Genomic DNA, 25,989 nt, shown 5'->3' with positions numbered 1-25,989 from the left:
AGTGCAATTATCCTAACAGACAACTAAAAATAGGATCCGCAATTATAGACTGCAATCTAATTAATAATTGCGAGCCAAAAAATCAGCATAACAACAGGATACCAAGCATGTTAAAACTAAAATCAGCAATTGCGATCAGCACACTTATACTCATGGGTGCAACATCTACAGCTGCATATGCAGAAGTAACAGCCAATGTCGCAGCAACTTCAAACTACTTATGGCGTGGTCAACAACAAACCGGTGGTGATGCTGCAATTTCAGGTGGTATTGATTATGCCAACGAATCAGGTTTTTATGCTGGTACTTGGGCTTCAAATGCAAGCTGGGCCGATGAAATGACCTACGAGCTTGATCTCTATGCTGGTTTTGGTGGCGATATTAATGAAAATATGAGCTATGACGTTGGCTACATCTATTACGCTTACCCTGATGCAGCTTCTGGCGCAGACGCTGATTTTTCTGAAATTTACGGTAGCATCAGTATGGGTGGCTTTAGCTTTGGCGCATCAGTTCTTGCAACTTCAGCCGCAAGCGGTGATGGCACAGACTTTGGTGATTCGTTATACCTGACTGCAGATTACGGTTTCGCAGTTGGTACGAATGGCACTGAAATGGCCTTACACTTAGGTCACTACTCTGGTGATTTTATTGGTGATGACGATATCATCGATTACGGTGTCTCTATCTCTAAAGATGGTTTCACTTTTGGTCTATCAGATACCGATATGGATGACAGTGATATTAAGGCTTACGTTGCTTTTGCAATGGACTTTAGCCTATAAAAGAATGTGTTACTTGCTGCAACACTAAGGGCCGTAAGGCCCTTTCTCGATCTTGGTAAGTGGTAAAAACGACTAAGTTCAGATTTTATGTCAAGACTTACCCCAAACTCAGGCTGCTTATAGCTTAAAACTTACAACTCCTATGGCACACTGTGCCCTGTTGAACCTTGCCAAATACGATACCATTGTTCACGACTGAGTTTTAACTGCTTAGCGGCAACAGCTGATTCAACTCGTGCAATATTACCTGTGCCCAGTACCACTGATGGGTTGCTTGGGTGCATTAATAACCACGCGTAAACCACTTGATCAATAGAACTTGCACCAATTTCGCTGCCGACTTGCTCAAGTACTTGACGCAGGCGAATCGCTTTTTCATCATTTTCTGCAAAAATGCGACCGCCAGCCAAAGGTGACCAACACATAGGTTTTATATCAAGTAACTGACATTGGTCTAAACTACCATCATCAAGTGCTTGCATTTCATACGGTGAAAATTCAATTTGATTGGTCACCAATTCAAAATCAAGACGCGACTGCAATAAACTTAGTTGTGATGGCGTAAAGTTTGATACACCAAATTCGAGTACATCACCATTTTGCTTAAGAGTAGTGAATGCCTCAGCTACTTCGTCTGCATTCATCAAATAATCAGGGCGATGAATAAGTAATGCATCTAATCTATCGGTATTAAAATGCTTTAACGATTGCTGTGCTGAGCTAATAATATGTGCGGCACTCGAATCGTAATGATTAGCTTGGCCTGCTAAACCTAAGCTTGCAAAAGCAGGTTTGATACCACACTTAGTAATAATTTTGATCTCATCACGAATACTTGGCTTTAAAGCTAAAGCTTTACCAAACTCTGCCTCACAACCATATCCACCATAAATGTCAGCGTGATCGGTGTGCCTTACGCCTGCTTCAATTGCTTGCTCGAGAAAAGTTAAACACTGTTGTGGTGAAATTTGCCAATCTAATAATCGCCAAAACCCCAATACTAACTCATCTATTTTACGGTCTAAATTACTCATTTTTTTCCTACTTTAACTCTTACAATAAGTCAGTTAAGCCTACATTAATAAGCCGTAACAATTAAATCGAGTCGAGAATTAATTTATTCTTCATTCTACCTACTTATTAAGGTATTAATAGTAATAAGGTTTGTACCTTTAAAATTAAAAAAGGAATTAGAACAATGAAATCTGCAAATGCTTTATCTGCATCTATTGATATTTTTATCAGTCCGAGTAAAACTTTCAATGGTCTAAAAGAAGCGAAAGGCTGGTCTTGGCTAGCGTTCGCGCTTATCACTATTATGTTAATCGCCAGCACCTATATTTTTTACAGTAATGCTGACTCACAATTTATTTTAGAAGAGCAAGTTGCGGCTGCAACTGTTGATGCCACTATTGGTGAGAAAAAAATGATTCGCCAAAGCATGGAGCAAGGCATCGATAACCAAATATGGTTTGCTATGGGCGGTGGTGTTTTTGGCATTATATTAATTAACGCATTAATTGCGGGCTATTATTTGCTTGTATCAAAACAAGATCCTGATGCAAATTATAGCTATGGCGCCTGGTATGGTTTGGGTTTTTGGACCATGATGCCCATGGTTATTTCTAGCTTAGGTGTCATCGCATTGGTATTAACCGCAAGCACCAATGAACTTTCCATGAGCTTATTAAATTATGCCTCTATCAACCAGTTAATATTGGGATTAGAGCTCGGTCACCCATTTTATACCATGATGGAAAGTTTAAATATTTTCAGTATTTGGGGCATCGCACTGGCAGCTATTGGGCTTAAATGTTGGACCAACTTTAGCTTAAATAAAGCGATCTTATTTGCAGCCCTTCCTAGCATTATCATTTACGGTATTTGGACTGTGATTGCTATTGTTTAAAAAATGAGAGAGTGAGTATTTTTACCCTCTCAATTCTATATGGAAGTAAAAATGAAAAAAGCGATCATCATCACCTTAGCCATTGCCGCATTTATTGCTTTAATTGTGTCAAAGCAAATCACTGGTAGCGACAAGGCACCAGAAGTAAATATTGCCAAAGTCGAGCAAGGCAGTATTGCAGACTCTATTATGGCGTCAGGAAACTTAGTCTTTAATACGCAAGTACAGTTACGCTCAGAAGTCACAGGCCGAGTAGAAAAAGTGTTTGTTGAGGAAGGACAAAGTGTAGAGCAAGGTGATATTTTAATGCGCCTTGATACGACCGCATTTGAATCCGAAGTAACTCGTAATAAAGCAGTACTGCGCGCCAGTGAAATAGAGATAAAGCATAGTAAAACGCGTTTAGTTAATATAGAACGACAATTAAAACGTCAAAAAGAACTGTATGATGCTGGCCTTGCTGGACAAGAAGCTTACGAGAATTTAGAAAATGCCCGCGATCTTGCCAAAATCGATATTGAAGCCAAAGTTGAGGCATATAACCAAGCCCAAGCATCACTTTCGATTGCAGAAGATAGATTAAGCAAAAGCGTATTTCGTGCTCCCATGAGTGGTTTACTTGCCTCGGTAAATATTAAAGAAGGTGAAACAGTCATTGCTGGCACCACAAATATTGTTGGTTCAGATTTAATGCTCGTTGCCGATCCTAGCGCTATACTAGCCGAGTTAAGAGTAGATGAAACCGATATAGCAGGTATAAAGCTTGATCAACATGCAGATATTTATGCTGCAGCTTACCCAAATCAGCCATTTACCGGAAAAGTGATCAACATTGGCACTTCAGCTAAAAACCAAGCGGGTTCGCAGGGACTATCGTTTCGAGTAAAAGTGCTACTCGATACTACTGAGCGTCAGCTATACGCAGGCATGAGCTGCCGAGCTGAAATAGCCACAAGCATCGCTGTTAACGGCTTAAAACTTCCTATTGAAGCAATTCAAAAAGAAGATGATAACTATTTTGTGTGGCGTTTAAATGACGATAATACAGTCACCAAAGTCATTGTTGAAGTGGGTCTATCTTCAGACATAGAACAAGCAATAACAAAAGGGTTAAGTAAAGGTGAGCGCATTGTGATTGGACCAGCGAGACCGCTCAGTAAATTGAAAGAAAAAGATAATGTTATAGTAAAAGAGCCAATTGCAAACTCTAAGAGCACTAAGGGCGAACAATAATGTCGGCGGTGATCAAACTTGAGCATATCAACAAGCAATACAAAATGGGTGAACAGATATTTAAAGCCCTTGATGACGTAAATGTCGTGATCAATGAGAACGAATACGTTGCCATCATTGGTCCTTCTGGTTCGGGTAAGTCCACTTTAATGAATTTACTAGGCTGTTTAGATACACCCACCAGCGGCGATTACTTTTTAAAAAATAAACTGGTAAAAAGCATGACCGAAACCGAGCTTGCTCATCAACGTAATGAGAGTGTGGGTTTTATTTTTCAAAGCTTTAACTTACTGCCACGCGCCTCGGCACTTGAAAATGTGATGCAGCCATTAGTGTATCGTTTTATTCCAGCAAAGCAGCGTAAACAAAAAGCACTCGAAGCGCTAAAACGTGTTGGCTTAGCTGATAAGGTCGATCACCTATCAAGTCAACTCTCAGGCGGTCAGCGCCAACGGGTCGCCATTGCTCGTGCTCTAGTTACCAAACCACACATTCTCCTTGGTGATGAGCCAACCGGTAACCTTGATAGTAAAACCACGACCGAGATTATGGCCTTATTTGATGAGTTACATGGTGAAGGTCACACGATTATTTTAGTCACCCATGAACAAGAAATTGCCGATCACTGCCAGCGCGTTATTCGTTTGGTTGATGGCAAAGTGGTCAGCGATGTGCGTAAAAGTGAAGGAGACAAGCAGCATGTTTAAATCTGCCATTGCGATTATGGAAGGCACAAAAGCAGCACTAATGGCCATTAAGGCCAATGCAATGCGCAGCGCTTTAACCTGCTTAGGGATCATCATTGGGGTTGCGGCGGTTATTACTGTGGTTGCAGTTATGCAAGGGTTTACCAAACAAATAAATGACCAACTGGCAGATATGGCGCCTGATGTTACTTCGATCAAAGCTTTTACCAGTCTAGAACAAGAGATGGTAGGTAAAAATGCTAAATTAACCTATACGGATTTTTTAACCCTAAAAGCCCGCATAAAAGAAGCCGAAACACTCACTGCATTAATGTTTACTTGGCGTTTCTCTGGGGGAGCTGAATACGGTAATAAAAGCCATTCATCACGCGTAATGGGCACAGAGCAAGATTACCAAAAAGCCTATCGCACCTTCCCTGAGCTTGGACGCTTTATTCGCGCAGAAGATGATGAAAAACGCCGTCGAGTTGCTTTTATAGGCCCGTCAATTATTGAAAAGCTTAATTTGCCTGATAATCCAGTAGGAGAATATATTAAACTCGGTGGTGAATGGTTTAGGATCATTGGCGTAGCCGAAAAACAAGGAAGCCTGCTTGGTTTCGATCAAGACGATTATATAAATATACCGATCAGTACCATGAGTGCGCTAGAAGGTGCAAATAGTACCAGTAATGTACAAGTGATGTTTAGGCTCAAAGATGATAGCAACGAAGAGCTTGTTATTGCCAAAATCACTCGGATCCTACGTCAATTACACAAACTCAAAGATAGTGAAGAAAATGACTTTGAGTTTGAAACAGCTGAAAAAGCCCGTGCTAATGTTGATAAATTTACAGGTAGCGCTACTGCAATCACAGCTGGGATCGTCGGTATCAGCCTAGTAGTTGGTGGTATTGGAGTAATGAATATTATGTTGGTATCTGTTACTGAGCGCACCAGAGTCATAGGCACCCTTAAAGCATTAGGTGCAACACCAGGCTTTATTATGCTGCAATTTTTAGTTGAAGCTGTGGTTTTATCACTCTTTGGAGGGTTAATCGGGCTTGCTATTGGTTATGCGGCTGCGACACTTATTTCACTTTCTGTGCCGAGTATGCCAGATGCATATATACCTGGCTGGGCAGTAATGTTGTCATTTGGTTTTACATCATTAATTGGCATTGTGTTTGGCTTAGCTCCTGCGATAAAAGCAGCAAGACTCAACCCTATTGATGCATTACGTTATGAATAACTCAATTTATAGAACCGTATCACTTTAACCTCGTTCTTTAATTGATAGCCAAAAAGGCAAGCGGTAGTGGATCTCTATAGGCAATATTTCACTCAAATGCTGTAGCGTTTTATCTGTGTCAGATGTTGAAAATGTCCCTGTAACTTTATATTTAGCAAGCTGCGGTTCAACACTTATCACACCACGTCGGTAACGAGCAAGATCGGCAATGAAATCGGTTAGTTTACTGCCATTTGCTTGTATTTTATGCTCAAGCCATAATGGCTTAGTTGTAAACAAATGCTGTATTGGCATAATACTGTTTGGATTAAAAGCGGCTTGCTGCGTCGCTTTTAATCTAAGTAACTGTACGCTCTGTTCAGGTCGCAGCTCCACAACCCCTTCATAGACGGCAACTAACGTGTGGTGCTCTTGTTGCTTGACAGTAAAGCGTGTACCAATTGGCACTGCTTTACCATCTCGCGTAGTCACATATAAAGAGGCAGTATGACGTGCGCTGGAGACAGATATTTCGCCTTGTAATAAGTGTAATCTTCGTACTGACTGATCGAAGTCAACATAAACGCGAGTATCTGTATTCATAGTCATTATCGTACCATCACTAAGGGTAACGGTTTTTAATTCGCCAACGGCAGTAATATATTCACGTCCACGAGGCTGGCTTGCTCGTCCCGCAAAAATCAAACCCAGATTCGTTAGGCTAAAAAGCCCCAACACAAGTAATTGCCGCCGTGATAATCCCTTTTTCTTGTGTGTTAATACTGCACGACTAAGTTCAGATTGCGGTGCCTTGTGAAACGCCTCCTGCAATCGTTCTAACTGTTGCCATGCTATCGCATGTTCAGGCTCTGCATCATACCAAGCTTGAAAAGCACGTTTATCTTGTTGATTAACGTCATCAGCCCATAACCTGGCCATCCAAACCGCAGCTTGCTGTATTGTATCTGGCGATATTTTCGCCATAATTAAAACAACATGTCTAGATTGACCATTAAGCAACTTTGTAATGCTCTGGCTATGTACTTTTCTACCGACGACACAGAAACATTTAATTGCTTTGCTATTTGTTTGTAACTCATGTTTTCAAGCTGACGCATCAATAATGCTTGGCGAACTTTTTCGGGTAACCGCTGCAAAAGATTATCTATTTCCGTCAGTGCTTCAATCATTAGTAGCTGAGACTCAGCAGATGCTGACGAAGCAATAGGATCATTTGCAATTAATTCTAAGTACGCAGTTTCTACATTGCGCTTACGATACAAATCTATCACCAACCCTTTAGCTATATGCGTTAAATAACGCCGAGAGTCTCGCATGCTTGGTAATGTTGTTTTTGCTAACATGCGCAAATAAGTATCTTGCACTAGATCTGCTGTGGCTTCAGGACAACCTAAGCGGCGTTGAATATACATAGACAGCCAATTACTGTGCTTTTTATACATATCATCAATACACGCTATATTGACAGGATTACTTATCACTCTGTATCACTCCGACAAAAGCCAATGCGAATGATAATACATATCAATTAACACCATTTCAAGCCAAACCTCTGTTTGACTTTACATTAACCTGTGAATAAAGAGTATTTTTAGAACTTTTTCTCAAACTTCAAACTGACACTGTTTTTATCATAGCTATATAACCAATCTACATTACTATTAACCGTTGTATGATTTAAGGTAAAAATTGGTGTCATGCTAAATACGGCTAGATTTGGTATGCTTACAATCAGTGTGTAATTTTGCTCCAGGTCTTTACGCTTTTGCGCTAATAAAGCACTATACTGTTCATATTTACGCGCTCTGAGCGATGCAAATAAAGTTGTCTCTACCCCGTTACCCCAGCGCTTATTGACACCAAATCTACTCGAAAATAATTGGTAAGCATGTACCTGTTCACTGTTATTTTTTTTACTGTAATCTAATCCACCAAACAGCAGCCATTGCTCGTTAAGCTGATACCAAAGGGTATTGTAAATTGCTACTTGTGAACCAGATTGGTAACTGTAGTGCTGAGGTTGATAAGATTGCTGTTCAATCTCAAGCTCAAGTTTTACATTTAGTTTTTTTGAAAGGTTTTTTAGCCAATCAAGCTTAATACCGGCAGCGTTGTAAAGCGTACTATTACCTAATGCATTGTATTTAAATTGCCCTGATGCTGAAAATTGCTCATAAGCCGTTTGATAGCTATAACCTAAGTTAGCAATCACAGTGTGCTCATTATACTCACTGTTACTTAGATAATTACTGCCATAAGCGAGGCCTCGAAAACTTAACCCATGGTGACCAGAAAAAGCAAATCGCTTACTAATATTTGCATCAAAGTCAATGCCTTCTCCCGATATAGCCTGCGGAGTTTTACGCTCAATTAAACATTCTTCGCTCGGCAGCCAAAGCAAACACGTATAACTGTGTGATGACTGATTTAAGTTATCGCTAAAACTTGGCCCTAACGCAAAAGACCCCCGCCAAGCTTGACGATAATTAAGCGCATCAATAAAACTATTTACAGTGTGACGCACACCGTCAACCTTAGAATTGTCATTTGGTAACTGCTCAGCAATATGCTCAAACAATATAAGCGCATCAGTATTTTTATTGTTATCAAACAACACCCGCGCCAACTCTAATTGACTAGGTAAAAAGTCTTGTTGCTGAGCCAAAACAGCCAAGTGTTGCTGCTCAGCTTCGTTTAAACGTCCAGCAGATCGAGCAATCGCACCTTGCGCATAATGAGCTAGCATTACATCGTAATTTTTTAGTGCCACATAGCGAGATAACAAATTTTGTGCTGCAGGCCATTGCTTATGTTGAATTAAAAAATAGACTGCTTGGCCTAATTCATGAACATTGTTATTAACTTGGATTTGTTGCCCATTGATTGTAAAAGAGGAAGATTTAGCTGAATCATGCGCCGCATCGGCAACGATTGAATGCTCATTTTGCTTGATATTTTGCTCTATACGTTGCTGTAAATGAAATCGCGTTTCAGTTGATGCAGATAAGAGAGGGGAGTTCAACACTAACATTACTACCCATAATTGCACTGTATTACGGTAATAATGACTTTTATTTTGATGGCTCATAATAATACTCAAAAGCTTCAATTAAAGGGGCTAAATATTAGCCCCAACTAAATAATTGCGATTACTTTTTAGTTCCACCAAACGCAGTATCTAATTGACGGTTTGCAAAAGTAGCAATACCTGCAAGTGACGCAGCATCAGCACCAAAGAAATGGCCTGTAGCTACACCGCGAGAAGTACCATTTGCTAGCGAGGTACCATTAAATGCAGCTGTGGATGATGTTATGTTCGCATTCACTGTTAATGAAAGAGATGAATTAGCTAGACTACCTGTTAACTTCTGCGCACCAAAATCAGCCGTAAAACCGCCTGTAAGTTGATTATTACCACTGAACTTATTTACTCCTTTAACTGCATAACTAGCTATACCACTTACTGGTACTGTCGTGTTGGTATTATTACCAACATAATATACTGCGCGGTCGTTGCCATTACCGTTAAAATCTTGTGACCATTCTCCAAACCAGACATCGCTAGTACCCACTTTTGCAAAATTAAATGTGCCAGTACCACCATGACCCATGCTTAAAGAGTGAATACCGTTAGTTGGTTGGGCATAAGCTGATAACGCCTGAAAATCGATCTTCTGTTGAGTAGAGCCCATTGCCGCAATGCCAATACCAGCTCGCCCTGCTACATGAGGACCACCATTAACCGTAGACTCTCCTACTTCAATATTGGTATTGTCATTTTGAGTACCTGCGTAGTTTGCTTGAGCAGCAAAGCTAAAAGTGGTTGTAAGTACTACGAGTGTTGCGAATAACTTGTTCATTTTTCAGTTCCTTTTAAATAAAAAATCAATGAAATAAAAAGCACAACTAAGGTGCTTTCATTAACTACACCGAACGAAAAACAAAAACCCGCAAAAAAAATAATCACTATTTAGTTTGTGGGTTTATTTTTTAAGCTAATTAACTACGTTAATTCAATAAATTAAAAATTCATTTGTAGTTTTAACTTCACAGTTCTACCAGGAGCTGGAACGCTCGAACGAACCAGTGGGTCAATATAATAAAGATCGGTCAAATTAGTGGCTACTAACTCAACGTTAAGGCGATCACTCCAAATATACTTTGCGTATGCGTCAAAAGTTAGCGCTTTATCTCGCTCAAGATCCTCTTCACTTTTACTGGCTGATAGATAAACACTTCGTAATCCGGTTTCTAAGGAATTTTCGAAATAACGACCACCAAGGCTCAAGTTAACAGAGTCATTAGGAATAGCTTGATCACTTAAATAGCCACCAGCAAAACCAGCATGCACACAATTTGGAACTAAGCCCTCGACAGGGTCCTGAGTAATTGCAAGGCTTTCATCACAGACTTCATTCTTAGTCATATGAGATAAACTTAAATCAGCAAAAAAAGAACCATTGTCATAGCGGCCTTGAAACTCAAATCCTTGCAGCGTTTGCTTATCAATATTATAAAAGCGAAGTAAATTACCTGAGCGTTCTATGACATCTTTTGTTTTATGATGAAAGTAGGTTAATTTAATGTCCCCTTGTTCAAAGTTATGTACAAACGCAGTTTCATAATTATAGGTATGCTCTGGTTTAATATCTGTGTAAGGGTTGTTATTAGCCGAGAAGCCTAAAGTACTTTCGAACATACTCGGGAAGCGGATACCCTCGGTATAACGTATGTACACTCGACTATGTTCATTAAGTAAATAGGTTGCAGCAAATGCTGGAGCCCATTGGCTGCCCTTTTTTTTACCGCCCTCAATTTGCTTATCGTACTCATTAACAGGCCCACCCGTTTGGCGACAACTGCCTTCTATATAATTAGCTACGTTATTCAATTCACCGTTAACACATATATTATTTGCTCTGCGGTATTTACCCTCACCATTATGTGACCAAGGCTCTAAATTGACTTTATTTTTCATTTTTCGGACATCTTCAAGGTAGCTTAAAAAGTCTTCAAGGCCTGCAGCATCGCCTAAGAAAAGATCGCTATACTGTTCTCTCTCTTGCTCCCTTATTTCTTGATGTTCCGCTTCTGTGTAAGCTGTTTTATACTCTAAATATACCCCTTCAGCGGCAGAGTGCTCTTTCGTAAAGCGCTCATCCTCAGCCGCAATTCGGCTTGATAAAAAGTCATCAATCGCCCAATAACTTTTATAACTCGCACCGGCAGTAAAAATTAACGAATCTGTTGGCATCCATTTAAAATTAAACTGCCCTTCGAGCTCTTCTCGTCTGCCCTCACGTGGCCAGTGCTTCCAACCATCGACTGTACCGCGATATTCATCTTCTGAGCGAATTTTATGATATTGATAACGCGCCGACATAGTTAGCTCCAGATCATCTGATAACATCATTTGGTTACTTACATCAAAACCAAAACGGTTCTCACGGTTATTGGCAACTGCTGTATTACGTATTATTGGGCTTGCATCTGGATCCGCTAACTCCCATATTGCATTAGCGTAATTTGGGAACCCACCGGCAGAGTTAGTATTGCTAATGGTATGAGTGCTCCAGAGGTTTGAAGTGACGTTAATAAACTTACTTTTCGGGTTCCACTGATATTTTATGTTATAGGCTTGTGCTTCAACTTTACTAAGAGGCCATTGTGCCATTTCACCATTTTCACCTATGTCACCAGCTCGACTTGCCATAATTTCACCGTATTGCGCATTAGTGATACGTGCACCGAGGTTTAATTGCTGGTTTTCACTAATATTAAATTCACCTTTGAGTAAAAATGATTCCAACTCGCTGGATGTATTTGGCACTTCATAACCTGGTCGTTGACGGTGCGCTAAAGAACGCGGATTCATTTTAGTAATATTAAACTCTTGGTCATTAGGCTGATTGTAAAACTCTGATTTTTTGGTGCCACTAAAATAGTTGCCCTTATTACGATATGCATAGGCGGCGAGTAATTCATAGTTATCTTGGCGCGTAGCTAGCGCTAAACGATAAGCATAGTCTTCACCAGACAAGGGGTTATTTTCTTTATCACCACTCATCTCTTTCCATAAAGAAGGGTCGCCGTAAGCAAAATTAGGTGTCATTTGCGGGAAACCTTCCACCTCCCTGTAATCCTGCCCAGTCAATAAAGTCGGCAGCTTAGGAGCAACGGCATTATTACTACTTTCCATTACAAGACCCCCACCGCTGGTTTCCCCTTCAAGCAGTACGTCGCTAGCACTAATAGTGCTAACTTGTACCCCCCCACCAACTGAAGTATGTGCATTTGGAGTTAGTGAAGGGCCTTTTATTGCTTTAATACTGCCAATTAAATTTGAATCAACATAATTACGATTTGAAACGCCGCGATAGCCGCGCCACACTGTAATTGCTTGCTCAGTACCGTCTATTGATAATGGCACTCGCCCTGGTCCTTGTACCCCGCGAATACTCGGGTCAACACCCCCACCATTTCGTGCATCACCGCTGTAAATATTGAGCATACCTTTAAACAAATCAGCAGCATCTTTACCCTTATATCGCTCTATTTCATCTATTGATGTATATACCGTTGATATATCGTCATCATAAATTGCATGCTTACCAGCTTCATCACGAGTGACACCATAATTATCTCCAGTAGCCACATTGATGGTATCTAATATCATTCTATTTTCGCTAGCTTTAGCTAAAATTCGATACGAGCCATCTGTTTGAACCACACTATAAAGCCCACTATTAGAGAGTAGAATATTCATAGCCTGCTCAGGACTATAACGACCTTGTAATGAAGGGCTTTGGGTTTTTTGCGACAAACTAGCATCTAAATGAAACTCTATACCTGCGGTAATCGCCAGCTGATTTAAACTATCATCAAGCTTGCCTGCGGGAATATTAAAAGTATGAATATGAGGCTTAGCCGCATATGACAGCCCTGGCGCTGCCAAACTAATAATCCCAAGGTGGGCACTGAGCAATAAGGTGAGTAATTTAGGTTTAGGTAAATATTTCATGTCGACTTCCTTTCTTTTCGTTACGTATCAACTAAGCAATACACCGAATGAAAGTGACGATTCCTCAAAAAATAATTTAATTTTTACTCTTCCACTGTCTTTTTTACCCACAAATTAGCCATGGTAATGAAAACCGACAAAGTAATATTGTTATCTGAAAACAGAAAAACGTAAGCAAAATATTACTTGCACCTGATCTCGCTACTAGGTATAAAAATAGTTACCAACATTTAATAAGAAGCAAAAAGCCATGCAGCAACATGATCATCAACCACTTACAGACTTCATTGAATACTCACATGAACAGATGATAGAACGCGCTAATGAGTTTTTAACGACGAGTCAGCGTCGTCATACCATTCGTAGTTTTAGCGACCGCCCTGTACCAAAAGAAATTATCCAAACTTGTATTAAAGCCGCAGCTACAGCGCCAAGTGGGGCAAATCACCAACCATGGCATTTTGTGGCAATTAATAGCAGTGATATTAAAAAGCAAATTCGTGAAGCGGCTGAAAAGTTAGAGCATTCATTTTATGAAGGCCGCGCAGGAGCAGAATGGCTAGATGCGTTAAAACCACTAGGCACTGATGCCAGCAAACCTTATTTAGAGCATGCGCCTTGGCTAATTGCCATATTCAGTCAAAAAAAAGGGGGTATAAGCACAGATGATAAAAATACCAACTACTATGTGCATGAGTCAGTCGGCATTGCCACCGGTTTTTTAATTCAAGCATTACATCGCGCAGGGCTTGCAACACTGACTCACACACCAAAACCAATGAGCTTTTTAACTGATATTTGTGGCCGCGATAAAGACAACGAACGCCCCTATATGCTGTTAATTGCCGGTTACCCAAGCGATGATGCTACTGTGCCTAATCATGCCTTGGTGAAAAAATCACTCGATGAAGTTGCTACGTTTATTTAGCCTCTTCCGCTTTGCAAAACCATTGATAAAGTATTGTTATGATCGACTCTACTTTTGGGTCGGTCAAATAATAATAGATTGTTTGCCCATCACGGCGTGTAGCCACCATCTCGGCTTTACGTAAACCCGCTAAATGCTGCGACAGAGCAGATTGCGCTAACGGCACACGCTCGTTTAGCTCACCCACGCTTAACTCACCGCTTAGTAAGCTACATAAAATCATCAAGCGGTTTTTATTGGCCATCAGTTTTAAAAACTGTTCGGCCTGCTGTGCATTATTCGCTAATTGCTCAATATTCATCATTAATCCACTAAAACGGTCTAAGCAAAGTATAGACTTTTACATTAGCTAAATCTAATATAAATAACATTATTTGTAGGAGTAAACATGATCAAAACAGCGTTTACTAAATGGTGCCCACTTATAAATTTTTTGCGCAAACAAGGACTTACAGACTAATGCTTACTTCAATCCCAGATCTAATGAAAATAATTACGCCAAATCAACGCCGTATTGGTGCTACACAGGCCAAGCAAGAAATTGCTGACAACAAAGGACTATTAATTGACGTACGTGAACCCGCCGAACATGCGGTAAAAGCAGCGATCGGCGCAATTAATATTCCCCGAGGTTTACTTGAGATGAAGTTAATGGAGATAGAAAAAGACCCAGCTCGGCCAATTTACTTACACTGCGCCAGTGGCGCACGCGCAACATTAAGCGCTGAAGCACTTACCCGCGTTGGTTATGAAAACGTCACCGTTATTACCTGTAATGCAGAACAGGTTTGCCAAGTACTTTAATGCAATTGGCATAACAGCTTCACATAAAAGTCATACTGGTCGGATAAGATCTTTCTTTTAAATTTAGCGGTACAGGGCAATGACGTTTACACGAAGAAATTTTTTAAAAGCCTCGGCGGCAGGATTTGGTGTCGCCGTTTTATCATTAGGATTAACAGCCTGCCGGTTTGACGATGACGACATTCTTGACGTGAGCTTTGCTCATGGTGTTGCCAGTGGTGATCCATTAGCTGACAGCCTAATTCTGTGGACTCGTGTAACCCCTCTAGATCCAACAACCACCAGCATTAAAGTACAATGGCAAGCAGCAACCGACCCTAACTTTGCTAATATCAGCCACAATGGTGAAACACATATAAGTGCAGCTACAGACTTCACCCTAAAAGTCGACTTACAAGGCTTAAATGCCAACACCACTTACTATTATCGCTTTAAATCGAATGGCAAAACCTCACCTATTGGTGTAGGTAAAACACTACCAACAGGCAGTATTGATAAAGTGAAATTTGCTGTTATATCGTGTGCCAACTACCCCGCAGGCTTTTTCCATGTGTATGGTGAAATAGCCAAGCAAACAGACATAGACGCTGTATTGCATTTAGGTGATTACATCTATGAATACGGCAATGATGGCTACGCTACTGAAGATGCTGGTATTTTAGGCCGTTTACTGCCAGAAGATAACAGTGACGAAATAATTAGCTTAGCTGATTACCGTAACCGCTATGCCCACTATCGTACTGATTCAAACTTACAAGCTGCGCATAGTAACTGTGCATTTATTACTGTGTGGGATGACCACGAAATTACCAATGACACATGGCGAAATGGCGCAGAAAACCATAATGAAGGCGAAGGTGAATTTAGCGAACGTAAGCTACATGCCCTACAGGCCTATTTTGAATGGATGCCAATTCGTAATGTAGCAGATAAAGAACGAATTTACCGTCGCTTTGAGTTTGGTAATTTAGTCTCTTTATACATGCTAGACACGCGTGTACTCGCCCGTGATGAACAGCTAAGCTATGCTGATTTTGACCTAACCAGTGCACAAGGACAAAGTGATTTTGCAAACGCACTAAGCTCACCATCGCGCGCATTACTTGGCAATGAGCAGCTAACATGGCTCACTGATGGCATGACAACATCAAACTCAAAATGGCAGGTACTTGGCCAACAAGTACTGATGACCAAAATGCATTTGCCGTTTGAAGTACTGCAACTACTAGTGAGCTTACAAATAAGTCAAGCAAATGGCGGCGACACAAATGCATTATTAGCACAAGCATCGGCATTATTTGCTGAACTTGCACAAATCAAAGGCCGCGTGCTTGCAGGCGATCCAAGTGTTACTGATGCCGAACGCGCTCGAGTTGATACTACTGCACCATACAATTTAGATGCCTGGGATGGTTACGCCTACGAACGTGAAGTGCTGCTTGGTACTGCAATTGCCGCACAAAAGAACTTAGTGGTTTTAGCGGGTGATACTCATAACGGTTGGGCTGGGCAATTAGTTACTGATGCTGCAAACCCAATTGCAGCGTTACAAAATGCCGGTGTAGAATTTGCTACCTCTTCGGTGTCTTCGCCTGGTCTTGAAGAATACCTAGCGCTGAATACGCAAGGACCTGAAGTTACGGCACAAATGGAGCAAGTTATTGCACTATTAGTCAATGATCTTATCTATAACAACTTAGTCGATAGAGGTTACTTAACCGTGACCTTTACCCCAGAGCAAGCCACCGCTAAGTGGAATTACGTGAGCAGCATTAAAACCGCTTCATACGAAATGCAAACCGAGCGCAGTAAAGAACTGCGTATGCTAGCAGGTCAGCCAGTAATACAAGGGTAAAGATTCTAGGTGCTAGGAAAAATGTTTAGATGAAAGATTAAAACAGCCCGGCGATCACTCGATCGCCGGAATTTTTGCGTTACGACTTTAATCATTGGTAATTTCTTTCATATTCTTAGTATGACTATTCCTTTCAAAGTGCATGAATAAAACATGAGCGATACTTGATAGCACGATCAATACAATACCTGCGATACCCAATAAAGTTTGAGTTTGTTGAAGAAAAATATAGCCCAAAATACTAGAAAATAGAATTTGTGCATATTCAAGCGGCATTAGCTTAGATAAATCACTTTTATTAAAAGCAAAAAAACGTGCTGCAAGTTTAGTAATAAGGAGCCCACCATATAGCATAATTAATAGAGTGCTATTTGTATCTAAAGGTTTCCACACAAAAATAGCGACAGGTAATAAGATAATCGCCGAATAGAGGGGAGCAAAAACCATTTGAGGCACAACTTTCTCTGCATTGCCTATTTTCTTTAAATTAATATTATAAATAACTAAAATAGCTACCGCTGACAGTGCAAAGAGCAATCCTAGATAGAGGTTTTGCTGCGTTACTTGGCTCGCCATTAGTTTTGGAGAAAGCAGCATCATCACTCCAGCTAAATTCAAAATAATAGCGATATAGACATAGGCTTTTGGTTTTTCTCTAAAGATAAACACCGACAGAATAGACGTTATAAGTGGCACAAAAAAATTAATCGCGGTCACTTCCGCTAAACTTAAATATTGCAGCGCATAAAACAAACATATTGTTGAACTAACACCAAGCAGTCCTCTGAAAATATGTAGCTTCATTTTTTGGGGTTTGATATTTTCCCATTTACCTTTCGAGAATAATGTAATGGCCGCACAAGCTGCAATTACATTAACCAAAAAGACAACTTGGAATGGGCTGATAGCTTTACCTAAAAAACCACCAATTAGTAACATCACACTTAAGATAAATGAATCTGACAACATCCAAATCACTGCGGTTGACTCTTTAGTAGCCATTTAACTTCTCTCCATGTGTTTGTGTAGCACAAATATATGCTACAAAATTAGAGCCCCATTAGAAATCAACTACTTTGAACCCTAATAAAACTGCATCCTGTTCAGATAAAACCGCTTTAACTTAAACCCTTAAAAGGTACAAAGCAAGGGGTTTAGAAATAATTTGAGTTGATCTGGTAAGACGCACTGTATTAATTTCGTGGATACTCGCACATTGCCATATACCAATTGCCAACTACATGCTCGTACACACCATAATCTTTAGCACCGTGAATAAAACAATGAATCTTAAAACAAAATAAGATTACTCATATTTAACTATTTCCGCTCATCCAATAACGCCACTAACATTTGCTCGATGTTTTTCACACTGTAGGTGAGTGCGCGTATTAGCTCAACTTGGCTTTGTGGTTCATCACTGTTCGCTTTTGTTGGTTGCTGTGCGGTTAGATTATCTTTTTGAGTTAAGATTGCCTCGCGAAACTCACTGGCATCAACTACCCCTAGTAACGATACTAATGCGCCATGACCAGACTGACCTGCGGTTTCAAAACTCAAGCGGTACAAACCAAACAAGCGCATCAACGGGCCTTGGCTTAACCCGACGTCGGTTATTTTTTCAAGTGGGATGGACTTTTCTTCTTTAAAAAATACACCGCGCTTTACTACCAGTTTACGCTCAAGTAATTGAGCCGACATAGCGGCTAATATACTGCCGCTTACAATCCAAACAATAACTACGATTACCGGGATAAGCGGAATAGTCACAACTCCTAAGGTGCTTGCACATACTGCAAAAATTAACCAATAAGGCTTTATTTTGGGATCAAATGCAGCGGTTTTTAAAACAGACTCTGACATCGTAGTTACTTCCTTTTTGTAATTATAAATTGAAGATACGCTAAGTTATTGACCACTGCAATTGACATATAAAAAAGCCGAGCACCCAGGGTGCTCGACTTTTGAATTTACAACTAAGACTGATTAATTTTTACTAATTAGTACCTTGACGTTGTTGCGGTCAGACCCAATCACAGCAAAGGTGTAGTTGCTTTGCTCTGCAATGGCCAGTTTTATATTCGCACCGACGGTTTCACTGACAGTAAAACTCACTACAGATATACTGCTATCGGTGCTGTTTTAAGTATTGGATGTAATTCAAGCCAGCAGCGGTTGGTACTGTATGTGAAAGCGTTTGCTCAGTGGCATCCTTCCCTCTGAGGCTCGGTCGCTGTACATATTGTATAATTGTGTGCTGTTTGTTTTGAAATTGTGGATAAAATAAAACCAATAAAGGGTAACTAAAAAGTAAAACAAGTGTGACAATACGTGTGCAGCAGCAAAGGCAATAGCCAGCAAGGCGAAGAAATTAGTTTCTAAGTGCTGCAATCATGTCGATAACGTGAAATAAGTCGATTAGCTAACGGAATAACTCTGTCATAAGTCACGATTACATATGGGGATGAAGAATTACTAAAAGCAGCTTTCAAGATAAATTGTAAGGATTGGTGAAATTTAATAAACTACACCATTAGCACCACCCTTATTGCTAGACCAATAAAAATCACCGCTAATACTTTATCAAACCATGGGGATGATTTAGTAAAAGCAAAGCGCTTCTTTGAAAGCTCTGTCAATGCTGCAACAATCAAATACCAACCAGTATCAATAGTAAAAACCGTTAAGCACATAATTAAACCGATCTTAAAACTGAGATTGGCAGGATCTATAAACTGTGAAAACAGGGCTAAAAAGAATACCGCTAATTTAGGGTTTAGAAACGCAATAGCAAAGCCGTCTTGCAAGGCTTGTTTCGCACTGCCACTTTGCTGAGCCACTTTTAACCCACTATTACTTGGTTTAGCTAATAAGATTTTAACCCCTAAATATGCCAAGTACGCTGCACCTAAGTAAACTAACACTTGATACACAGTAGGAAATTGCAACATTAGTGCACCGAGGCCAAGTAACGATGCTGCAGCATAAAAACCGACGCCAACACCATGACTCAGCGCGGCCAACATGCCGTTCTTCATACTGCCATGAATGCTGTGTTTTAACACCACAGCCAAACTTGGCCCAGGAGACATTGCACCCATCATACAAATGGCGACTAAGCTTAGCCACAGTGATAGCGTCATTTATAGTTGATACTCAAAATCATAAAAGTGTATACCTGCTTCGATGCGAATTGCCATTTTTCCGCTAAGGCCTACAAGTTCATTACTGCCAGAATCTGGCACCACGTTTAAAATTAATGAATCTTGGCCTTTATCCATAGTGCCAAAATGTTGCAGCACAAAGCTGCCTTGAAGACCTGCAAGTGTGCCAACTACTTGTTCAATTGCCACATAACCGGCACTGCCTTGGGTAGCGGTCATGGCACTGAGCATTTCGCCAGTGCTGGTTGCATCAAGCCCACCTGTAAACGTTTTATCAATCGACATTCGACCTAAGTTTACGCCATCAATACCCTTTGCATAACCTTCAACAGGATTGAGTTTAACGTTAAATTCGCCCGTTACTTTTTCAGTTGCCATGGTTAGTCCCTTAGCTGTTGTTAAGCTGGTTATTGAAATTATGATTTAAGTAACCATATCTATACCCTATTAATCCAAAAGAATCCACTATGAGCAATAGTAAAACCGAGCAAAAAGACAAAGCTGCTTTTAGTAGTTTAATTCCTATTTTTCAGTTTATTAAGCCGTATAAATGGGTGGTTTTTGCAGCCCTTGTAGCATTACTTGTTACTGCCGGGGTTAATTTATCATTGGGCCAAGGCGTTAAATTTGTTATTGATCACGGCTTTATTGCGGGCTCTCAAGAACAATTAAAACAAGCCATAATCGTGCTAATTGGCTTGATCAGCTTATTAGCCATAGGAACATTCAGCCGTTTTTATTTAATGTCATGGATTGGTGAGCGCGTCAGTAATGATATTCGTAAAGCGGTATTTGATCGCATAGTCACCCTGCACCCGAGTTACTTTGAAGAAAACCGCAGTGGCGAATTAATGTCGCGCTTAACAACCGACACCACTTTGTTGCAATCAATCATTGGCTCGTCATTTTCAATGGCACTGCGCAGCGCTCTGATGCTAGTCGGTGGTTTAGCCATGTTGTTATTTACTAACTTAAAACTCACTTTAGTTGTAGTTGCCTGTGTGCCACTAGTGTTAGTACCCATGATGATTTTTGGTAAAAAAGTACGCAAACTTGCCAGCTCCAGCCAAGATGCGATTGCCGATATCAGCACTTATGCGGGAGAAATAATTCAAAATATTAAAGTAGTGCAAAGCTATAGCCACGAACAACGCGAACAACACGCTTTTGCACTAGAGACCGAAAAAGCCTTTAGTGTGGCTAAAAGCCGTATTAAACAGCGCTCATTTTTAATTGCTGCAGTAATATTTTTGACCTTTAGCGCAATTAGCGTGATGCTGTGGGTCGGTGGTAGTGATGTACTGGCGGGCACGATGACTGGCGGTGAGTTAGGTGCATTTGTGTTTTACGCCATTATGGTAGCAATGTCGGTAGCAACCGTTGCTGAGGTATATGGCGAGCTACAACGTGCAGCGGGCGCTGCCGCGCGGTTACTTGAACTGCTCGCGGTTAAAAGTGAGATCACGAACCCTACAGCACCACAAGATCACTTATTACATAACAACTCTAATGCTCCAGCCATTAGTCTTGATAAAGTAACTTTTAATTATCCATCGCGTCCTGATGTGAGCGCCTTAAAAACTATTTCATTAACGATTGAACAAGGCCAAACAGTAGCAATCGTTGGTCCGTCAGGTGCTGGTAAAACCACGTTATTTGAATTACTACAACGCTTTTATGACCCTGCCGGTGGCGACATTAAGTTTCATGATATTAATATCAAAGATCTATCCCTTAATACGCTCAGAAACAGCATGGGCATGGTGGCACAAAACCCGATTTTATTTAGCTCAGATGTAATGCACAACATTCGTTATGGCAACCCAGATGCAAGCGACGAACAAGTATATGCTGTCGCTAAGCATGCTCACGCGGATGAATTTATTGCACAATTACCTAACGGCTACGAGAGCTTTTTAGGCGAGCAAGGGGTGCGCTTATCAGGCGGCCAAAAACAACGAATTGTATTAGCAAGAGCGATATTAAAAGACCCTGAAATACTGTTACTCGATGAAGCTACCAGCGCTTTAGATGCGCAAAGTGAGCATCATGTACAAGCCGCGCTTGAACATTTAATGCAAAACCGTACTACGCTTATCATTGCCCATCGCCTCGCCACAGTAAAACATGCTGATATGATAGTGGTAATGGAGCACGGAGAGATAATAGCAACAGGTACTCATCAACAATTGCTAGCGAGTAATCCACTTTATCAAAAATTATGTGAGCTGCAGTTTAATAGGGATTGAAGCGGTAAATAATCTCAATCATTTACTTAGGTAGCAAATGATTGAGATAAAACATTAACCTTTAGTATTTGGTACAATTTGAATTTCCACGCGGCGGTTTTGCGCTCGACCGTTGGCGCTGTCATTGCTGGCAATTGGGCGATTTTCGCCATAACCACGCGTGCTAATACGCCCAGCTAGTATTTGCTGATTCACTAAGTAACCTTTCACGCTCTGCGCACGCTGCTGTGATAACGTCATGTTGTAGCTATCTTTACCTGTACTATCGGTATGGCCTTCAATACTTAAATAAGTTTTTTCGTACTTACTCATCACTTTAGCAATGGCATCAAGGGTATTATGAAAGCCAGATGAAATATACGATTGATCGGTAGCAAAAGTGATATTAGATGGCATCACTAAACGTAAGTTATCGCCTTCACGCACAACCTCAACACCTGAGCCGGCGAGCTCATCACGAAAAGCCGCTTCTTGTTTATCCATATAGTCACCAACCGCAGCGCCGGCAAGCGCACCTATAGCGGCACCAATCAAGATACGTTTATCATCATGATCTCCCGTTGCCTTACCAAGTACTGCACCTGTAGCTGCACCAATGCCAGCTCCCATACCTGTGTTGGTGGTCTCACAACCCGTTAATAATAATCCAACAATAGTCGCTGTTAGTAATGGTTTGGTTAAAGTCATGGTATTTCCTTGGTTATTAATTCTTTCATTAGCAGCCAGTATGCAAACATTGTAATGAACAAAATATGAAGAAGATGTTAAAAACTCAGCGCTTGCTCGTTAAGCGGAGGAAGTTCATAGGGAGCTATTAATGTATTTAACTGACCAGTGGCAGCCATTGTTTTCATTAGCGCATCAACCTGCTGCGCTAATGAAGTTGCTGAAAACTGCTTACTTAAAGCGAGATAACCATAGATTGTATCATTAAAACGATACTGCATTTTAACTAGTTTATTGGCTGGCTGATTCAGTACACCCATAGCATGATCTGCGGTGTCTTCAACGGCGATAACTAAATCTGCACGTCCTTTCAATAATAGATTAATAGCCGTGCTTTCTGTTAAAACAGGAATTTTAGTCAGTTCATCATCTTCATCAAAACGTTTAAAATGCACAGCACCTCGCATAACCGCAATTTTTTTACCATATAAATCGTCGTATTTTTTGATTTGTAATTGGCTCTCTTGGCGCGCATAAAATACAAATGACGAAGTTAAAACCATATAAGGTGGCGCTACAAACTGCATTACTTGCTGGCGCATCGGAGTGAGGATCAAACCTCCCATCGCATTAACTTCGCCTTGCTCTAACATTCTTACACAGCGTGAAAATGGGCAACCAACCAGCTCTAACTTAAAAGGAAGTTGCTTTTTCATCTCCCGAAAAATATCAACAATCGCGCCTGACACTTCACCATTTTGATTAATTTGGCTATACGGTGGAGCATGATCCACGGCTAACGATATTTTTTTCACAGCCGCATTAGGTACAGTTGCAGCATAGGCGCAGTTTCCAAAGGCAAAAACTATAAAAATATAAACAACAAATCGCATAACTACTTAACTTTAACAAAGCCTTTTTTACATTGTAGACAGGTACAAAGATTAAAAACCATAAAATTGTCACGAAATTTTGTCATACTTAGCTGTTAAGAAAATAAGAAACGAGAAAATTCATGTTACTAGCTATTTTTAAGCAGTTTTTTTTACTTGGTTGCATGAGCTTTGGCGGACCAGCTGCACATTTAGGTTATTTTAAACGTCATTTTGTTGATAACTTGCAATGGCTCAATGCTCAACGTTATGCACAACTAATCAGTCTTAGTCAGGCTCTGCCGGGGCCTGGGTCTAGCCAAGTGGGCTTTGCTATTGGTGTGGAGCGAGCAGGCGTATTAGGCGGTATTGCTGCTTTTGTTGGCTTCACCTTACCTTCCTTTTTGATCATGGCTTTATTAGCGATTAGCGCCCACCAATTTGATGCTATTTACTTTGCAATAGTTGCTGGTTTAAAACTATTTGCCGTAGTAATTGTGGCCGATGCTACGCTGAGTATGGCAAAAAGCTTTTGCACTAGCTGGGTACTCAAAGCACTTGCTGTGTTGAGTACCTTAGTGCTGATCTTATTACCGAGCCTGAGCAGTCAAATATTGGTTCTATTAGCAGCTGCTGCTATTGGCGCAATATGGCCATTGCTTAATCTAGCTCAAAGTAATCAAGCAGCAACTAAGCAGCGCACAGTTAACTGGCCTTCACTCATTCTATTTACACTATTATTACTCGTGAGCTTTGTACCACTTGGTTCTCAATTTGCAGATTTTGCACCCTTTTATCAAGCTGGTGCTATGGTCTTTGGCGGCGGTCATGTCGTATTGCCGATACTTCAAGCTGGCTTACCAAGTTTAAACACTGAGCAATTTTTATCAGCTTACGCCAGCGCACAAGCGGTGCCTGGACCAATGTTCACCATTGCTAGTTATTTAGGTGCCGAACTTAATAGCGAACAGCCGCTTGCTGGCGCGGTGATTGCAACCTTACTGATTTTTACTCCTGGTTTTTTATTAATGTTAGCATTTCAAAAAAGCTGGCTACAATTAGCTGAACGCCCCCGCTTTGCCAGCAGTATTGCCGCGCTTAATGCGGCTGTGGTGGGTTTTTTAGCGGCTGCATTGTATTCACCAATTTGGACATCCGCAGTTCACAACATTTGGCATATTGTGGTTGTTGTTGCAGCTTTCGCATGGCTAAGGTTAGCAAAACCACCGATTTGGTGGCTATTAATCATATTTGTTAATCTTGGCTTGCTTCAGTATTATTTACCACTTTGATGGTAGGCTTGCTAACGGTTGGGGTTATTGCTGTAGGGCTAAATTGCCCCGAGACACTTTGATAAGCGCGTAGGTCAAAAATAGGTAATACCGCAAGTAGATGATCCATGATCTCTGCTTGCAGATGCTCGTACGATATCCAGCGCTTATCTTCACTAAAACAATAAAACTCTATCGGCAAGCCATGATTTAGCGGTTGCAGCTCTCGTACCATCAATGTCAGCGAAGTATTAATTTTACTATGCTGCTTTAAATAGCCTTCAGCATAACGACGAAATAACCCTAAATTTGATACAGGATCAGGTAAAGTATTCATCTTAATATATTCTTTCAATGCGATAGTTTGACCAATGGTTTTAGTAAGCTCATCGTCAGCTAAACGAATACTGTTCATATCTATATTGAGTGAGCGCTTGATCCGACGTCCGCCCGACTCTTGCATACCACGCCAGTTTTTAAATGAACCTGCCACCAGCATATAAGTCGGAATAGTCGTAATGGTGTTATCCCAGTTACGTACTTTTACGGTGTTTAAGCCTAAATCAATCACCTCACCATCTGCGCCGTAATTATCTACCTGGATCCAATCACCGTAGGTTACTAAACGATTTGCTGCAATTTGAATACTGGCTACAAACCCTAATATAGTGTCTTTGAATACTAACAAGGTCACCGCAGCAATTGCCCCGAAGCCCGAAAGAATATAGGTTGGCGATTTTTCTAGTACGATACTGACAATCAAAATCACACAAATCATAAAAGTAATAAGTTTTACGACTTGGATCAACCCTTGAATTGGCACTTCGCGAGCAAACTCTAGTTGGTTATAAATGCCACCCGCAATACTCACTATGCTGCTGATGATAAAGCCAACATGAATAATTAATAAAGTTTGGCCAATCGTCTTCAGCACTTCGGCAACAAATTCAGTAACTGGATAAACACTATCAAACGTTGCTAAAAATAATACACAGCACAACATCCCGGCAAAACGACGGTTAAGTTTTGTTAGCATAGGTGCCAGTGCACCAATACGCTCAGGAGAGAGTTTAGTCACCACCTTTTGAATGCCTGGTAGCATTAAACGGCGAGTAAATAAATACACTATTAGCAGCGAAAACACGCCAATCGCAATGGCTGTAAGAGAGCTAAATAACACTGTGTCAGGCATACCCTGAAACCAAGGCTGTACCAATTGCTGTAAATGAGTTGGAGTCGTCATAGTAATTCCTTGCTGCAAAGGCTTAATAACAGCCTTTGTTGCTTAATATTG

26 protein-coding genes are annotated in these 25,989 nt (G+C 40.7%); 11 read left to right on the top strand and 15 right to left on the bottom strand.

All coding sequences use genetic code 11. The features are described from left to right. Nucleotides 1-107: 107 nt before the first annotated feature. Entirely contained in the window at nt 108-785 is a 678-nt protein-coding gene (locus tag J7338_RS15665; RefSeq protein WP_210797920.1) for a TorF family putative porin, read from the top strand. A 140-nt stretch (nt 786-925) separates the two neighbouring features. Here the strand turns inward: J7338_RS15665 and J7338_RS15660 are convergent, their stop codons facing one another. Next, nucleotides 926-1,819: an aldo/keto reductase gene (locus J7338_RS15660; RefSeq protein ID WP_210797919.1), complete on the bottom strand. Its 894-nt coding sequence runs from the start codon at nt 1,817-1,819 to the stop codon at nt 926-928. A gap of 164 nt (nt 1,820-1,983) precedes the next feature. Between J7338_RS15660 and J7338_RS15655 the strand changes: the two genes are divergently transcribed. From J7338_RS15655 to J7338_RS15640, 4 genes are read left to right on the top strand one after another with little or no spacing between them, the layout of a single operon-like run. Further along, nucleotides 1,984-2,694 (top strand): YIP1 family protein, encoded by a 711-nt coding sequence (locus J7338_RS15655; RefSeq protein ID WP_210797918.1) that lies wholly within the window; start codon nt 1,984-1,986, stop codon nt 2,692-2,694. Between the two features lie 51 nt (nt 2,695-2,745). After that, nucleotides 2,746-3,927, top strand: coding sequence for an efflux RND transporter periplasmic adaptor subunit (locus J7338_RS15650; RefSeq protein WP_210797917.1), 1,182 nt, complete (start codon nt 2,746-2,748; stop codon nt 3,925-3,927). Further along, on the top strand, nt 3,927-4,634 hold the full coding sequence (locus J7338_RS15645; protein WP_210797916.1) for an ABC transporter ATP-binding protein: 708 nt from the start codon (nt 3,927-3,929) through the stop codon (nt 4,632-4,634). Before J7338_RS15650 ends, J7338_RS15645 begins: the two co-directional genes overlap by 1 nt. Beyond that, complete coding sequence (locus tag J7338_RS15640) at nt 4,627-5,865, top strand: ABC transporter permease (protein WP_210797915.1); 1,239 nt, start codon at nt 4,627-4,629, stop codon at nt 5,863-5,865. The genes J7338_RS15645 and J7338_RS15640 overlap by 8 nt, the downstream gene beginning before the upstream one ends. 24 nt (nt 5,866-5,889) lie before the next feature. Here the strand turns inward: J7338_RS15640 and J7338_RS15635 are convergent, their stop codons facing one another. The 5 genes from J7338_RS15635 to J7338_RS15615 form a co-directional block, all read right to left on the bottom strand. After that, nucleotides 5,890-6,828 carry a FecR domain-containing protein gene (locus tag J7338_RS15635; RefSeq protein WP_210797914.1) on the bottom strand — a complete coding sequence of 313 codons (939 nt, stop codon included), beginning with the start codon at nt 6,826-6,828 and terminating at the stop codon, nt 5,890-5,892. Between the two features lie 2 nt (nt 6,829-6,830). Continuing rightward, a complete protein-coding gene (locus J7338_RS15630; protein ID WP_210797913.1) occupies nt 6,831-7,346 on the bottom strand; it encodes a sigma-70 family RNA polymerase sigma factor in 516 nt (171 codons plus the stop codon). A 110-nt stretch (nt 7,347-7,456) separates the two neighbouring features. After that, nucleotides 7,457-8,953 carry a surface lipoprotein assembly modifier gene (locus J7338_RS15625; protein ID WP_210797912.1) on the bottom strand — a complete coding sequence of 499 codons (1,497 nt, stop codon included), beginning with the start codon at nt 8,951-8,953 and terminating at the stop codon, nt 7,457-7,459. Between the two features lie 61 nt (nt 8,954-9,014). Beyond that, nucleotides 9,015-9,725, bottom strand: coding sequence for a Slam-dependent surface lipoprotein (locus tag J7338_RS15620; RefSeq protein WP_210797911.1), 711 nt, complete (start codon nt 9,723-9,725; stop codon nt 9,015-9,017). A gap of 161 nt (nt 9,726-9,886) precedes the next feature. After that, entirely contained in the window at nt 9,887-12,886 is a 3,000-nt protein-coding gene (locus J7338_RS15615; protein WP_210797910.1) for a TonB-dependent receptor, read from the bottom strand. Between the two features lie 250 nt (nt 12,887-13,136). Here J7338_RS15615 and J7338_RS15610 point away from each other — a divergent pair, with 250 nt between their 5' ends. Beyond that, nucleotides 13,137-13,814 (top strand): nitroreductase family protein, encoded by a 678-nt coding sequence (locus tag J7338_RS15610; protein ID WP_210797909.1) that lies wholly within the window; start codon nt 13,137-13,139, stop codon nt 13,812-13,814. Here the strand turns inward: J7338_RS15610 and J7338_RS15605 are convergent. Then, the gene (locus J7338_RS15605) at nt 13,807-14,115 is read right to left on the bottom strand and encodes an ArsR/SmtB family transcription factor (protein WP_210797929.1); all 309 of its coding nucleotides are present in this window, start codon (nt 14,113-14,115) and stop codon (nt 13,807-13,809) included. The genes J7338_RS15610 and J7338_RS15605 overlap by 8 nt on opposite strands. A gap of 63 nt (nt 14,116-14,178) precedes the next feature. Between J7338_RS15605 and J7338_RS21055 the strand changes: the two genes are divergently transcribed. The 3 genes from J7338_RS21055 (at nt 14,179) to J7338_RS15590 (ending at nt 16,473) form a co-directional block, all read left to right on the top strand. Continuing rightward, nucleotides 14,179-14,274, top strand: coding sequence for a YgaP-like transmembrane domain (locus J7338_RS21055; RefSeq protein WP_338052503.1), 96 nt, complete (start codon nt 14,179-14,181; stop codon nt 14,272-14,274). After that, nucleotides 14,274-14,618, top strand: coding sequence for a rhodanese-like domain-containing protein (locus J7338_RS15595; RefSeq protein ID WP_210797908.1), 345 nt, complete (start codon nt 14,274-14,276; stop codon nt 14,616-14,618). Before J7338_RS21055 ends, J7338_RS15595 begins: the two co-directional genes overlap by 1 nt. 79 nt (nt 14,619-14,697) lie before the next feature. Continuing rightward, nucleotides 14,698-16,473: an alkaline phosphatase D family protein gene (locus tag J7338_RS15590; RefSeq protein ID WP_210797907.1), complete on the top strand. Its 1,776-nt coding sequence runs from the start codon at nt 14,698-14,700 to the stop codon at nt 16,471-16,473. Nucleotides 16,474-16,560: 87 nt separating this feature from the next. On the opposite strand, the gene J7338_RS15585 is transcribed toward J7338_RS15590, so the two are convergent. From J7338_RS15585 to J7338_RS15570, 5 genes are all read right to left on the bottom strand, one after another. Next, entirely contained in the window at nt 16,561-17,475 is a 915-nt protein-coding gene (locus J7338_RS15585) for a DMT family transporter (RefSeq protein WP_210797906.1), read from the bottom strand. Nucleotides 17,476-17,793: 318 nt separating this feature from the next. Beyond that, complete coding sequence (locus J7338_RS15580; protein WP_210797905.1) at nt 17,794-18,336, bottom strand: PH domain-containing protein; 543 nt, start codon at nt 18,334-18,336, stop codon at nt 17,794-17,796. A gap of 123 nt (nt 18,337-18,459) precedes the next feature. After that, on the bottom strand, nt 18,460-18,588 hold the full coding sequence (locus tag J7338_RS20960; protein ID WP_267459591.1) for a hypothetical protein: 129 nt from the start codon (nt 18,586-18,588) through the stop codon (nt 18,460-18,462). Nucleotides 18,589-18,998: 410 nt separating this feature from the next. After that, entirely contained in the window at nt 18,999-19,616 is a 618-nt protein-coding gene (locus tag J7338_RS15575) for a LysE family translocator (RefSeq protein WP_210797904.1), read from the bottom strand. Further along, nucleotides 19,617-20,015, bottom strand: coding sequence for a DUF3224 domain-containing protein (locus J7338_RS15570; RefSeq protein WP_210797903.1), 399 nt, complete (start codon nt 20,013-20,015; stop codon nt 19,617-19,619). A gap of 89 nt (nt 20,016-20,104) precedes the next feature. On the opposite strand from J7338_RS15570, the gene J7338_RS15565 reads away from it, so the two are divergent. Continuing rightward, complete coding sequence (locus tag J7338_RS15565; protein ID WP_210797902.1) at nt 20,105-21,886, top strand: ABC transporter transmembrane domain-containing protein; 1,782 nt, start codon at nt 20,105-20,107, stop codon at nt 21,884-21,886. Between the two features lie 54 nt (nt 21,887-21,940). Here the strand turns inward: J7338_RS15565 and J7338_RS15560 are convergent, their stop codons facing one another. After that, on the bottom strand, nt 21,941-22,573 hold the full coding sequence (locus J7338_RS15560; RefSeq protein ID WP_210797901.1) for a YiaD family glycine zipper/OmpA-like lipoprotein: 633 nt from the start codon (nt 22,571-22,573) through the stop codon (nt 21,941-21,943). Nucleotides 22,574-22,650: 77 nt separating this feature from the next. Continuing rightward, nucleotides 22,651-23,445 carry a substrate-binding periplasmic protein gene (locus J7338_RS15555; protein ID WP_210797900.1) on the bottom strand — a complete coding sequence of 265 codons (795 nt, stop codon included), beginning with the start codon at nt 23,443-23,445 and terminating at the stop codon, nt 22,651-22,653. A gap of 122 nt (nt 23,446-23,567) precedes the next feature. On the opposite strand from J7338_RS15555, the gene chrA reads away from it, so the two are divergent. Then, a complete protein-coding gene (gene chrA, locus J7338_RS15550; protein WP_210797899.1) occupies nt 23,568-24,716 on the top strand; it encodes a chromate efflux transporter in 1,149 nt (382 codons plus the stop codon). Here the strand turns inward: chrA and J7338_RS15545 are convergent. Beyond that, a complete protein-coding gene (locus tag J7338_RS15545) occupies nt 24,679-25,938 on the bottom strand; it encodes a mechanosensitive ion channel family protein (protein ID WP_210797898.1) in 1,260 nt (419 codons plus the stop codon). The two genes, chrA and J7338_RS15545, sit on opposite strands and share 38 nt — an antisense overlap. Nucleotides 25,939-25,989 lie beyond the last annotated feature (51 nt).

It is taken from the genome of Pseudoalteromonas ostreae, assembly GCF_018069805.1.
In the GTDB taxonomy this organism is placed as follows: domain Bacteria; phylum Pseudomonadota; class Gammaproteobacteria; order Enterobacterales; family Alteromonadaceae; genus Pseudoalteromonas; species Pseudoalteromonas ostreae.
This window is presented reverse-complemented; position numbering and strand designations above follow the sequence as displayed.